This window comes from Shewanella sp. HL-SH5 (assembly GCF_051163755.1).
Lineage (GTDB): Bacteria > Pseudomonadota > Gammaproteobacteria > Enterobacterales > Shewanellaceae > Shewanella > Shewanella glacialimarina.
This window is the reverse complement of record NZ_CP195038.1, coordinates 299,324-313,269: the sequence shown is the minus strand read 5'-3', so window position 1 is coordinate 313,269 and position 13,946 is coordinate 299,324. Positions and strand designations below refer to the sequence as shown.

Here is a 13,946-nt window from a genome sequence, read left to right as displayed (position 1 = left end):
ACTTTCTTGGATGACAATCACAATCCTAGGTTTTAGTAATTCTGTGTTCTATGACAGAGTATCGTTTAATCCGATCTTGACTTCAATTTAGTGGCTTAGGCTAAGTGCCCATCGTTGTGTAATCATGTCTTTACTGATTCAAGCATTAAAGACAACACATTTCACTAACAAAATAGGCTGCTTGATGATTCAAGCAGCCTATTAGTTACAACACTAAAGTACGAATATCTGATAAACAGCTATTCAGATAAGTAATAAATCGCGCACCATCTGCACCATCGATAACTCGATGATCATACGACAATGACAACGGCAACATTAACCGTGGCACAAACTCTTTGCCATTCCAAACAGGCTTAAAGTCTGACTTAGACACACCCAGAATGGCAACCTCTGGCGCATTAACAATAGGCGTAAACGCCGTACCACCAATACCACCTAAACTTGAGATAGTAAAACAACCACCTTGCATATCTGCAGCCGTTAGCTTACCGCCACGGGCTTTTTTAGACACTTCTTTAAGCTCGTCAGATAATTCATGGATACCTTTTTTGTTCACATCTTTGAACACGGGCACCACAAGTCCATTAGGCGTATCAACCGCAATACCAATATTGACAAACTTCTTCAAAATTAAGCTTTCGCCATCTTCTGATAATGAAGAGTTAAAGGTCGGGAATGCTTCAAGTGCTTTAGCAACCGCTTTCATGATAAACACTAATGGCGTGATCTTCATGCCTGAGTCTTTTTTCGCTTCCAAGGCATTTTGTGCCTTACGGAAATCTTCAAGTTCAGTAATATCGGCATCATCCCACTGAGTAACATGTGGAATTTTCACCCAGTTACGATGTAAGTTTGCACCAGAGATTTTTTGAATCCGCGATAATGGCTTAACTTCTGTTTCGCCAAACTTACTAAAATCAACTTTTGGCCATGCAAGTAAGTTTAACTCACCTCCTGCGCCACCAGCAGCAGATTTCACACTGCCTGACTCAACTTGCTTAACCGCCGCTTTCACGTAATTTTGAACATCGTCCTTCATTACGCGATTTTTACGGCCAGTGCCTTTAACATTTGCTAGGTTAACACCCAGTTCACGAGCCATACGGCGTATCACAGGTGATGCATGTGCATAAGCATTGTTTTCAACAAAGTCTTCTTTCGCCGCTGCAGCAGGGGTCGCTTGAGTAACTGCAGGTGCTGCAGTTGAGACCGGAGCCGCCACAGGTGCTGATGTAGCAGGTGCACTGCCAGCAACTTCAAAGGTCATAATCAACGAACCCGTTGATACCTTGTCGCCTTGCTTAATCGTAATAGCGGTCACTTTACCGGCAAAGGGTGCAGGAACTTCCATTGCTGCTTTATCACCCTCAACACTAATAAGTGCTTGCTCTTCAGTAACAGTGTCACCCACTTTTACCATGATTTCTGTGACTTCAACTTCGTCACCGCCAATATCAGGTACGTGGATATCTTGTACCGATGGCGCAGAAGAAACCGCTGGAGCGGCAACTTGGGCTGGAGCGGCTGTAGTGGCAGATGGTGCAGCAGAACCTGCAACCTCAAATACCATTACAAATGATCCGGTAGAAACCTTGTCACCCACAGCCACTTTAATTTCTTTAAGCACACCCGCAAAAGGTGCAGGCACTTCCATCGCTGCTTTATCGCCTTCCACACTCAGCAGCGATTGGTCTTCAGCAACACTGTCGCCAAGCTTAACCAAAATAGCGGTCACTTCGACTTCATCGTCACCAATATCAGGCACATGCACTTCTTTCAATGCTGCGGCTGAAGGAGCTTCCGCAGCAGGCGCAGCAGCTGGAGCAGATTTTACTTCAGCAACTGAGTCCGACTCGAATATCATAATGGCTGAGCCTGTCGCGACTTTATCACCGACTTTGACTTTAATTTCTTTTACCACACCCGCAGCAGATGCCGGTACTTCCATTGCAGCTTTATCGCCTTCAACAGAGATCAGTGACTGTTCTAACTCAACCTTGTCGCCAACGCTAACAAGAATCTCAGTTACTTCAACCTCATCTGCACCTATGTCAGGTACACTAATTTCGATTGTCATGTTATTGCCTCTTACGCGTATAGCGGGTTTGTCTTGTCAGCGTCAATATTGAACTTTGCAATGGCTTTAACCACTACAGACTTGTCAATATCTCCACGTTTTACCAGTTCACTTAATGCCGCCACAACCACATAGCCAGCATTGACCTCAAAGTGACGACGTAAGTTTTCGCGGCTATCAGAGCGACCAAAACCATCAGTACCTAATACTTTGTATGATACAGAAGGCATAAATGCACGCACTTGTTCTGCGTAGTTTTTCATATAGTCTGTTGCTGCAATTGCAGGCTCAGTGCCCAGTATGGTAGTGATATACGCTTGTTTTGGCTCAGCGTCAGGATGCAACATGTTATAACGTTCTGCATCTTGGCCTTGACGCGTTAATTCGTTAAACGACGTCACAGAGAACACGTCTGATCCAACATCGTATTCTTCGCTCAATATTTGCGCAGCTTTACGTACTTCGTTCATGATAGTACCAGAGCTCATTAATTGAACTTTGTTGCTACCTTTATACGATTCAAGTTTGTAAATACCTTTACGAATACCTTCCTCACTGCCTGCTGGCATGGCTGGCATGGCGTAGTTTTCATTCATTAAGGTTAAATAGTAGAACACGTTTTCTTGATCACCATACATACGGCGAATACCGTCTTGCAAAATCACCGCAAGTTCGTATGCAAATGTAGGGTCATAAGAAATACAGTTTGGAATCGTGCTGGCTTGAACATGGCTGTGACCATCTTCATGCTGCAAACCTTCACCATTTAATGTGGTACGGCCCGCTGTAGCACCTAATAGGAAACCACGTGCTTGTTGATCGCCCGCCATCCATGCCATGTCACCAACGCGTTGGAATCCAAACATTGAATAGTAGATATAAAATGGGATCATAGGTAAATCGTTAGTGCTGTATGACGTTGCCGCAGCAACCCATGAAGACATAGCACCTAACTCATTAATACCTTCTTGCAATACCTGGCCTGATGTCGCTTCTTTATAGTAAGACACTACACTGCGATCTTCAGGGGTATAACCTTGCCCTTGTGGGTTATAAATACCCACTTGGCGGAATAAACCTTCCATACCAAAAGTACGTGCTTCATCTGCAATAATCGGCACAATATTTTTACCAATGCCTTCATGCTTAAGTAGAGTATTTAAAGCACGAACAAACGACATTGTGGTAGAAATTTCACGCTTTTGCTCAACAAGTAGTGCACCAAATTCTTCCACTGTTGGTAACGATAATTTCTCGGTGAAATTAGGTAAACGTTGCGGCGTATAACCATGTAAGGCTTTACGACGTGCATGTAAATACTCATATTCTGCTGAGCCAGGCTCAAGTTTCAAATAAGGCAGTTCTGATACTTGCTCGTCACTTAATAAATCATCAATACCAAGACGGTTACGCAATTGCAGTACGTGCGTCATGTCCATCTTTTTCACGCCATGTGCAATGTTCTTGCCTTCTGCAGCTTCACCCATGCCATAACCTTTTACGGTTTTAGCTAAAATAACCGTTGGTTTGCCTTTGGTATCTTGTGCATTTTTGAACGCGGCATATAACTTAGAAGAGTCATGACCGCCACGTTTAAGGGCAAAGACTTGCGCATCTGTCATGTCAGATACTAGGGCCGCAGTTTCTGGATACTTACCGAAGAAATGCTCACGCACGTAAGCACCATCTTTTGACTTAAAGGTCTGATAATCACCATCAACAGTCTCGTTCATCAACTGAAGTAATTTGCCACTGGTATCTTTCGCAATTAGCGAATCCCAGTTATTGCCCCAAATCACTTTAACCACGTTCCAGCCAGCGCCTCTAAACAAGCCTTCTAGCTCTTGAATAATACTGCCGTTGCCCATTACAGGGCCGTCTAGACGTTGTAAGTTACAGTTAATTAAGAAACATAAATTATCGAGTTTTTCACGCGAGGCAAAAGAGATAGCACCACGAGATTCAGGCTCGTCCATCTCACCGTCACCTAAAAAGGCATAAACACGCTGAGCTGAGGTATTCTTTAAACCACGACCATCAAGATACTTCAAAAAGCGTGCTTGATAAATCGCCGACATTGGCCCTAAACCCATCGATACGGTAGGGAATTGCCAAAATTCAGGCATTAACTTTGGATGCGGATATGACGGTAAGCCTTTACCACCGACTTCTTGACGGAAGTTATCCAGCTGCTCTTCAGTTAATCTGCCTTCAACAAACGCACGAGAATAGATACCGGGAGAGATATGACCTTGGTAATAAACTAAATCACCACCATCGACTTCGTTCGGGGCACGGAAAAAGTGGTTAAAACACACTTCGTAAAATGATGCAGCCGACTGGAAAGAGGCCATGTGGCCACCAAGGTCTAAATCTTTTTTCGATGCACGCAACACGATCATAATGGCGTTCCAACGAATAACCGAACGAATTCGACGTTCAATTGTGGTATCACCAGGATACGCCGGCTCTTGGGTCGTAGGGATAGTGTTGATATAGTTAGTATTGATACCCGTTGCCATAGCGACACCGTCTAAACGGGCTTTATCTAGCACTTTCTCGAGTAAATACTGAGCGCGCTCTAGGCCCTCTTCACGAACCACTGATTCTAAAGCAGACAACCACTCATTCGTTTCTAGCGGGTCAATATCATTTAGCATATGTTCAGACATTGCAGTCTTTTCCTATACGTTATACCTAAGACACCATTGAGAGTGTTTAGTGTATGTTAATAATAAAAAATCTTGTTAGCGACAGGCTTTGGTCTTGTTTAACTCACCTATACGCCGCTCTTTAAACGGCGCAAGCTACGCTGCAACCGACTATCTTCTTCTCTTACTGACAACATGACTTCTTCGATATAGCTTAAATGCTCATTCGACGCTTCACGTGCCGCATCAGGGTCTCGGCGAACAATCGCCGCCAATAACGCGCGGCGGTGATCATTTGCCATGGTGGAAGCTTCTTCACGACGACTAAGAAGTTCCAAATTTTGCGCCACGTTTTTATGCAGCACAGGGGTTAAACTTAATACTAAATGAAGCATTGCCACATTGTGTGACGCCTCGGCTACGGCGCGATAAAAACGCACAATCGCATCCGCTTGCTCTTCAATACTGGGGGCATTTTCCACATCTAAAATACTATTTTGAATATTTTTCATGTCGGCGTCAGTGCCGCGTAGTGCAGCAAAATACGCCATCATGCCTTCGGTGGCATGACGAAATTCAAGTAAATCGTATTGGCTTTCAGAATCGTTATGCATCAACTCAACAATAGGATCAGCAAGGCTTTGCCAGAGTTGTTCTTTAACATAAGTGCCACCGCCTTGACGGCGCATTAATAAACCCTTTGCTTCAAGCTTTTGAATGGCTTCACGCAATGAAGGGCGCGACACTTCAAACTGGACCGCAAGTTCACGTTCAGGAGGTAATTTCTGGCCAGGCTGTAAACTGCCCTCAAGGATCATGCGCTCAAGTTGCTCCATGATCACATCAGAAATTTTTGGCTGGTTAATCTTGCTGTAAGCCATAATTGCGCTCAAACTCCCTTGAAAGCCTTATTGTAAATTGGTCTTACCAATTTATGTGAGAGCGCGCACTTTATCAAATCATCCTATTGATGTCTAGTTTCTAGCATAGTCACCAATTGCACTCTCAGATAAAGCAGCATAAACGAAAAAAATCGTTAAGGGGTCAGACCATTTGACAAAAGCCCGAAAAACACAATATCTAGGCTAACTAATGATCCCAAATATGGTCAAAACAGACACAAAAGTAAGCAGCAAAGTAAAGTTGCGTTTGGTCAGCGCCAATAGGGCTAATGTTGGTTGCACGCTAACAGGAGCAGGCCCAGCCTCAGGCAAAGACTCAGCCGCTAACGCAGTTTCAGTGACGACTAATTTAGCGCTACTGCGGGTATCGAACGCCCGTTTTCGCCAGGCTGTTAGCCCTTGTGAAAATTGCCCACTTAACACATATCCGAAACTGAATATTCTGCTAGGCAACCAATCAAACAGTCGCTGTAGGTGATCGATTAAGGGTAAAGACAAATCTTGTTTAATGTTTAAATCATAATAAAATCGAATGCTGCAATACAACACCGCCCCTACTGGGCCAAAACACACCAGAAACAAGGCTACAGCACCATAGTAACGATAATTAATCCACGCGACACTTTGGCCCACTTTAATGCCTAAATCACGCTCATCTACCGCATCAATACATTCGCTGCAATCAAGCTCTGCGGCGTAGCGATAACACGCTTGCACATCACCTCGACATGCCGCTTGCACGTATTTTTTAAAAATGTCACGTAAGTCCTGATGGCTAAAACACACTAAAGTCACCACAACCCACAGCAATAAACTCAGTAAATCGAACACTAAGCCATTCACTAACAACCCAATAGCAAACACCACAAAAGACGGTAATGCTACCGCTATCGCTACACCCAAATCGGTTGATAACGACTTTTTATCCCAAAACTGTTTGTGATAACGCAGCATCAAGGTGTCAAATTGTAGACTGACCGGGAGTAATTTTAGTCGCTCGACTAAAATAGCGACCAGTAGTGCAAATAAAGCCATCTTGTATCCTTAGGGTGTAATAAAAGCATTACGCTCAATCATGTAAAATAAGTTTAACGGTAAGCCTTTACCATTATTTTAGCGCTAATTAGGTTAACCCATTGCCTAAACCAAGCGCTTGTCGATACCTTAGCCAGTCAAAACTATTGCCAGGGTCGGTTTTACGGCCAGGGGCAATATCACAATGGCCAACTATCCGTACTGGGTTAATCATAGGGTATTGCGCCATAATCTCCAGTGTTAGTTGTGCAAGGTTAAGGTATTGCGCATCTGTATAGGCAATATCATCCGTGCCTTCTAGCTCAATACCAATGGCAAAATCATTACAATTGGTTCTACCCTCAAACTCAGATACCCCAGCATGCCACGCTCTATCATCACAACTGACATATTGAACAATTTCACCGTCGCGGCGAATTAAAAAATGCGCCGATACTTGTAAACCCGCTAAATCGACAAAAGAATCGTCAGCAGCGCTTGCTGCATCAGTCTCTAAGCAGCCCTGAAATAATGCATCAATATAAGGTAAACCAAAACGGCCTGCTGGCAGGCTAATATTGTGGATAACCAATAAACTCACTTCATTATTAGGTCGAGCATTAAAATGCGGCGAAATACAGCGGCGCGCCTGGGGCAACCAACCTAAAGACATACTTGTGTGTGATTTCATATTATATTCTTGTCAATGTTAAGGCCTATTGCATCCTATCTGGGTTCAGTTTCATTCTAAACAAGCCACTTCTATAGCGTTGTAACTAATAATGAATTGTGCAATACCTCACACAGGTTACAGCAATGTGGTAAGCGAATAAATTAACAGTAAAATAGCCTTAATACCACGGTCACAGCACTCACAACCCATTCAAAGTTATGTTAATCTATTAGCTTACACAGTGTTTTGTGTGACCTTTTATTCAAAACCTCGTCACCCAATATTCGCAAGGATTTAGCTTATGTTTGAAAATGATATCCGCCATGCAGTGAAAACCGCATTAAATGAAGACCTAGGGTATAGCGAACATCAAAATGTTGAACAAATGCTCAAAGCCGATATTACCGCCCAGCTTATTCCCGCTGACAAACACGTAGAAGGCAGCTTAATCACCCGTGAAGAAGGCGTATTTTGCGGTAAAGCCTGGGCAGAACAAGTGTTTAATCAGCTAGGCGGTGAAGTTGCCTTGCATTGGCACGTAGACGATGGTGACTTAGTCGTGCCCAACCAAGTATTATGTGACTTATCCGGTCCAGCCCGCGCCATTTTAACCGGCGAGCGCACCGCAATGAACTTTATTCAAACCCTATCAGGTGTCGCAAGTTTAACTAAACTGTATGTTAATAAACTCGCCGGCACCCATACTCGTTTACTCGACACCCGTAAAACCATTCCAGGCCTGCGCACCGCACAAAAATATGCCGTAACCTGTGGTGGTGGTAAAAATCATCGCATAGGCTTGTTTGACGCCTTCTTAATTAAAGAAAATCACATCATGGCCTGTGGTGGTATTGCCCAAGCAATTCAAGCTGCCCGCAAACTACACAGTGACAAACCCGTAGAAGTAGAAGTGGAATCTATTGCCGAGCTCACTCAAGCATTAGACGGTGGAAGCGACATCATCATGCTAGACAACTTTGATATCACTATGATGTTTGAAGCTGTCGCCTTAAATCAAACTTACAAAGATGCAGGCAAAGGCGCAAAATTAGAAGTGTCAGGTAATGTCACCATTGACACCTTAGCCGACTTTGCTAAAACAGGCGTCGATTACATCTCTGTAGGCGCACTGACCAAACATGTAAAAGCGTTAGACTTGTCATTACGACTAAAAGGATAAAACTACTACAATAGCCCACCGCTTCAATTAAGTGAGAAGCGGTGAGCTGTGCTGAGAAGTGATGAGTTGTACTAAAAGTGGCGAGTTGTAATAAGAAGCGCTGAGCTAACATTAACATCCTAAGCGTAACAAACCCTTTACTCGCACTAAAACGTTGATGCCTAAATGTGCTGATACACCTACTGTCGGCAGCAAGTTTTAGCGTCAGTTTTATGACCTAACACTTGCGACTGTCAAAAATTAGCCCTTATAAGTCAATAGTCAAAAAACAGTTGCAATATTTCATCCTAAAAACTGCCAAGTACAGAATATTTAAACATTAATTTCACTTTTATCGGATAAAAGTATTCCATTTTAGGTCACTTTATACTAACGTTTGCATTAGGCGAGTGGCCTTTCGGTCAGAACTTGATTTATTAAGAGTGTGTTTTTCAAACAACAGCCTATTTTTGACAAAGTTTACTGATAAATGATGTTACAAAATTGTGTTTTTATGAAATACTTGCTCTAGAAATAAGCAAATCAGCCGAAAAGTCATGTGTAGTTAGTTATAAATACTTGTTGGCACTTTGTTAAAAAGTGACATAGGCTTAAAAAGCCCTACAAAATGTTTAAAGCCTAGCTAAACTGATTAAACGTTGACTAAACCAAAGTTGATTACAACAAAAACTGAATTCATTGTTATTCAATGGCTTCAACACTAGCAAATAATATGTGCCCGTAAGGCTTCGGCAACGATGGATGCCACTGAACATGTAATAAACTGCAATGAGTTAAAAGGCGTTGTAGCCCGATATACAGTTCAGCACCTAGGATTGGACAGGCCCAAGCACATTTACGGAGAGAAAAAATGAAAAGCATTAATCAAATTAAAAACGCTAAGGGTTTTACCCTTATTGAATTAATGATCGTAGTGGCGATCATCGGTATTTTAGCAGCAATCGCATTGCCTGCTTATCAGGATTATACAGTTAAGTCACAGGCTGGATCTGCTTATTCTGAAGCAACGGCACTCAAAACAGCTTTTGAAATTGCCGTTAACGAAGGTAAAGCACCATCATTAACTGCTGCTGACAAGGGTTATGTAGGACAAACTGCAACAGGTGGCACTTACTGTGATCTAGCTCTTACTGGTACTACAGTAATTGAGTGTACTGCTGTAGGTGGTAATGCTGATAAGTTTACTGGTAAGAAACTAACTTTAACTAGAAGTGCTGATGGTGTTTGGGCTTGTACTTCTGATTTAGACGCTAAATTCAAACCTGGTGATTGCACCTAACTATTAGGTCATTCAATAAAGGCAGCAACTTTGCTGCCTTTTTCTTTGGTTGTATTATAGAACTATGCAATAATAATTTTTATACAGTTCACCTATTTGAGTAGTCAAGCATGCCTTCTTCGGGATTAAATCTAGGCTTATCAACATTGTTTATACGGAAGCAGCTCTTATCTGAAGAGCAAGTGTCTTCTGCGATTGCACAGTCCCGCAAAACCAGACAATCATTAGTCACAACTCTGACAACATCTAAATTGCTATCCTCACGAGAAATAGCTGAATTATGTTATGAAGAATATGGTACGCCGCTGCTTGACCTCAATGAATTTGATATCACCAACATTGCCGAAGACTTACTCAATAAAAAGCTTATTTCTAAACATAAATGTTTGCCACTGTTCAAACGTGGTAATAGACTTTACATAGCGACCTCCGATCCCACCAACATTTCAGCATTAGAAGATTTTCAATTCAGTCTAGGTTTACACGCTGAAGCCATTCTGGTAGAGGATGATAAACTGCATAAAATGTTAGAAAAAGTGCTAGAGGAAGATTTAAACAGCCTTGGATTAGATGGCATTGATGAAGAAGCGTTAGCCGGCTTAGATATTGCAGATACTGATAAGCACGATGATGAACCGACAGGTGACAGTAGCGACGATGCTCCTATTGTTATTTATATTAATAAGATTCTTACTGATGCCATTCGCAAGGGCGCATCAGACCTTCATTTCGAGCCATATGAAAAACGTTACCGGATTCGTTTTCGCATTGACGGTATTTTACACGAAGTTTCTGAGCCACCAGTTAATTTATCCGCCAGAATTTCGGCTCGCCTCAAGGTAATGTCAAAGCTTGATATTGCCGAGCGCCGAGTGCCTCAAGATGGCCGAATTAAGATGAAGCTGTCACGCACTAAATCCATCGATTTTCGTGTCAGTAGCTTGCCCACCATCTGGGGCGAAAAAATTGTAATGCGTATTTTGGATTCTTCTTCTGCTCAGCTTGGCATTGAAAAGCTTGGTTATGAAGATGACCAACGTATGCTTTATGAAGAGATGCTTGCCAAACCCCAGGGGATGATTTTAGTTACTGGCCCGACGGGTTCAGGTAAAACCGTTTCCTTGTATACTGGCTTAAATATTCTCAATACCGAAGAGCGCAATATTTCTACCGCAGAAGATCCGGTAGAAATTAACTTAGAAGGGGTTAACCAGGTTCATATTAACCTTAAAGCAGGTTTAACCTTCGCTTCAGCGCTACGCTCATTTTTACGTCAAGACCCTGATGTAGTGATGGTGGGTGAAATACGTGATTTAGAAACCGCTGAAATTGCTATTAAAGCCGCACAAACCGGTCATTTAGTATTATCGACGCTACATACTAACTCGGCTGCGGAAACCCTTACACGTTTAATCAATATGGGCGTGCCAGGCTATAATATTGCCAGCTCAGTAAATTTAATTATTGCCCAACGTTTAGCCAGACGTTTATGCCCTGAATGTAAACAAGCTGAAGATGTACCCGCAGCAGAATTATTGCGCCTTGGTTTTAATCAACAAAACATCGATGCTGGCTTTACCGTATACAAACCCTGTGGCTGTGATTTATGTTCCGGTGGCTACAAAGGTCGTGTCGGTATTTATGAGGTAATGAAAATATCAGATTCTATAGCACGCACTATTATGGAAAGTGGTAACTCTTTACAGATTGCCCAACAAGCAAAATCCGAAGGTATGCGTGATTTACGTCAATCAGGACTATTAAAAGTCGTCCATGGCGTTACCAGTATTGCTGAAGTCAATCGTGTTACCAGTTTTAACTAAAAATAGTTACTTGGTTTTAATTTAGATATTTATTAACTACTCGCTTACAATTAAAACAAATAATCAACATGTGAGCCTAATTTCAAGGAATCGCTTTATGGCAACCGCTGCAGCGAAAAGAAAATCCCGTTCTAGTAAAAAGGTAGTTAAACATCAACCTAAGGTGTTTACCTTTGAGTGGAAAGGGATTAATCGCGATGGGAAGAAGACTTCAGGAGAGCTTAGGGGTCATACGATAGCTGAAATTCGCACAGTACTTAAAACTCAAGGAGTAACCCCTAAAGGAGTTCGTAAAAAACCTGCTCCATTATTTAAAACCGAAAAAAGTATCACTGCTATGGATATTGCAATGATTACTCGCCAAATATCTACTATGTTAGCTGCCGGCGTGCCTTTAGTTACCACTATAGAATTATTAGGCCGTGGCCATGAAAAAGCCAAGGTGCGTGAATTACTCGGCGGCATTTTATCTGATGTGCAATCAGGAATTCCGCTGTCTGATGCACTTCGCCCACATCGTCGATATTTTGATGACCTTTACGTTGATTTAGTTGCTGCGGGTGAGCATTCAGGATCACTCGATGCGGTATTTGACCGAATCGCGACTTACCGTGAAAAAGCAGAACAATTAAAATCTAAAATAAAAAAAGCCATGTTTTACCCAGCCGCGGTTGTTGTTGTGGCCGTTGCTGTAACTACTTTGTTGCTTTTATTCGTGGTACCACAATTTGAAGAAATATTTAACGGCTTTGGCGCTGAGCTACCTGCATTTACCCAATTGATTATAAATGTTTCACGCTGGTTACAAGCTTCTTGGTATTTCTTTGCGATTGCAATAACTGCAGGTATATGGTTATTTGTGCGAGCTCACAGAAACTCACAGGCAGTGAGAGATAAAGTCGATGTGTTTGTGCTTAAAATCCCCGCTATTGGAGATATTCTTCACAAAGCCGCCATGTCTCGTTTTGCACGAACATTGGCGACCACTTTTGCTGCAGGTGTGCCACTAATTGATGGTTTAGAGTCTGCTGCTGGAGCCTCTGGCAATGCTGTATATCGCAAAGCTTTGTTAAATGTGCGTCAAGAAGTGATGTCAGGCATGCAAATGAACGTGGCGATGCGCACCACGGGGTTATTTCCTGACATGTTGATTCAAATGGTGATGATTGGCGAAGAATCCGGTGGCTTAGATGAAATGCTTAATAAAGTGGCTAACATCTATGAGATGCAAGTTGATGATGCGGTAGATGGACTGTCAAGCTTAATAGAACCTATTATGATGGTGGTTATTGGTACCGTGGTAGGCGGTTTAATTATTGGTATGTATCTACCTATTTTCGAAATGGGCAATATCGTTGGCTAATATCATTCGGCTTAATTGATAACTATAAAAAGAAAAACATGACTGAATTTATCTCAACTTTCATTACCACAATGGGCCAGTACACTTGGCTCTTTGTTTGTATCAGCTTTATCTTTGCCGCCACTATTGGCAGCTTTCTCAATGTGGTTATTCATCGTTTACCGGTAATGATGAAGCGTGAATGGCAAAGTGAGTGTAACTTTTACTTAACTGAATATCATCCTGATATCGTTCAGCAAGTCGGTGAAAAACGCTTAGCTAAACCGATAGATGAGTTCCCAGTAAAGTACAACCTTATAGTGCCAGGTTCCGCTTGTCCAAAATGTAAGGCTAATATCAAGCCTTGGCATAATTTACCCGTATTGGGCTGGTTAATCTTAAAAGGCCAGTGCGCCAGCTGTAAGACCGCTATTTCAGCTCGTTATCCTGTGATGGAATTTATCACTGGTGTAATGGTGGCCACCTTGGCATTTTATTTTGGCCCTACGACTCAATTTCTGTTTGCCGCAATACTGACGTTCTTTCTAGTGGCGTTAACCGGCATTGATTTAGATGAAATGTTATTACCCGATCAACTCACCTTACCCTTACTCTGGTTAGGGCTGCTGATTAACTTGCAAGGGGTGTTTACCAGTTCAAGCGATGCATTAATTGGCGCAGCTGCCGGATACTTAAGTCTTTGGTCGGTATTTTGGCTATTTAAGCTAGTCACAGGCAAGGAAGGTATGGGCTATGGTGATTTTAAATTAATGGCGGTATTCGGTGCATGGCTAGGTTGGCAAATGCTACCACTAATCATTTTATTATCATCGTTAGTGGGCGCTATTGTGGGCATCACTATGATAGCGACCAAAAAACTGCATGCAGGTAAACCTATTCCGTTTGGCCCATATATTGCGCTAGCCGGCTGGATAGCCCTTATTTGGGGCCAAGATATCATTAACTGGTATTTGAGTACGCTTATTTAATGCTAACTATTTT

The 13,946-nt window shown here is 42.4% G+C and carries 10 protein-coding genes; 5 read left to right on the top strand and 5 right to left on the bottom strand.

The features are described 5' to 3' along the window. Window positions 1-205: 205 nt before the first annotated feature. The 5 genes from aceF to ampD all read right to left on the bottom strand — a co-directional run bounded on the left by aceF (window position 206) and on the right by ampD (window position 7,338). Window positions 206-2,080: a pyruvate dehydrogenase complex dihydrolipoyllysine-residue acetyltransferase gene (gene aceF, locus ACRWQM_RS01340; RefSeq protein ID WP_434931003.1), complete on the bottom strand. Its 1,875-nt coding sequence runs from the start codon at window positions 2,078-2,080 to the stop codon at window positions 206-208. An 11-nt stretch (window positions 2,081-2,091) separates the two neighbouring features. Beyond that, window positions 2,092-4,752 carry a pyruvate dehydrogenase (acetyl-transferring), homodimeric type gene (gene aceE, locus ACRWQM_RS01335; protein WP_434931002.1) on the bottom strand — a complete coding sequence of 887 codons (2,661 nt, stop codon included), beginning with the start codon at window positions 4,750-4,752 and terminating at the stop codon, window positions 2,092-2,094. A gap of 107 nt (window positions 4,753-4,859) precedes the next feature. After that, window positions 4,860-5,612: a pyruvate dehydrogenase complex transcriptional repressor PdhR gene (gene pdhR, locus ACRWQM_RS01330; RefSeq protein ID WP_226412775.1), complete on the bottom strand. Its 753-nt coding sequence runs from the start codon at window positions 5,610-5,612 to the stop codon at window positions 4,860-4,862. 204 nt (window positions 5,613-5,816) lie between these two features. Continuing rightward, a complete protein-coding gene (gene ampE / locus ACRWQM_RS01325; protein ID WP_434931001.1) occupies window positions 5,817-6,668 on the bottom strand; it encodes a beta-lactamase regulator AmpE in 852 nt (283 codons plus the stop codon). An 88-nt stretch (window positions 6,669-6,756) separates the two neighbouring features. Beyond that, window positions 6,757-7,338: a 1,6-anhydro-N-acetylmuramyl-L-alanine amidase AmpD gene (ampD, locus tag ACRWQM_RS01320; RefSeq protein WP_434931000.1), complete on the bottom strand. Its 582-nt coding sequence runs from the start codon at window positions 7,336-7,338 to the stop codon at window positions 6,757-6,759. A 283-nt stretch (window positions 7,339-7,621) separates the two neighbouring features. Here ampD and nadC point away from each other — a divergent pair, with 283 nt between their 5' ends. From nadC to ACRWQM_RS01295, 5 genes are all read left to right on the top strand, one after another. Then, entirely contained in the window at window positions 7,622-8,500 is an 879-nt protein-coding gene (gene nadC, locus ACRWQM_RS01315; RefSeq protein WP_434930999.1) for a carboxylating nicotinate-nucleotide diphosphorylase, read from the top strand. A gap of 850 nt (window positions 8,501-9,350) precedes the next feature. After that, window positions 9,351-9,779, top strand: a complete 429-nt coding sequence (locus ACRWQM_RS01310; RefSeq protein WP_434930998.1) for a pilin — start codon at window positions 9,351-9,353, stop codon at window positions 9,777-9,779. A gap of 110 nt (window positions 9,780-9,889) precedes the next feature. Further along, window positions 9,890-11,602, top strand: coding sequence for a type IV-A pilus assembly ATPase PilB (gene pilB / locus ACRWQM_RS01305; protein ID WP_434930997.1), 1,713 nt, complete (start codon window positions 9,890-9,892; stop codon window positions 11,600-11,602). A 97-nt stretch (window positions 11,603-11,699) separates the two neighbouring features. Next, entirely contained in the window at window positions 11,700-12,965 is a 1,266-nt protein-coding gene (locus ACRWQM_RS01300; RefSeq protein WP_434930996.1) for a type II secretion system F family protein, read from the top strand. A gap of 38 nt (window positions 12,966-13,003) precedes the next feature. Next, window positions 13,004-13,933 carry a prepilin peptidase gene (locus ACRWQM_RS01295; RefSeq protein WP_434930995.1) on the top strand — a complete coding sequence of 310 codons (930 nt, stop codon included), beginning with the start codon at window positions 13,004-13,006 and terminating at the stop codon, window positions 13,931-13,933. Window positions 13,934-13,946 lie beyond the last annotated feature (13 nt).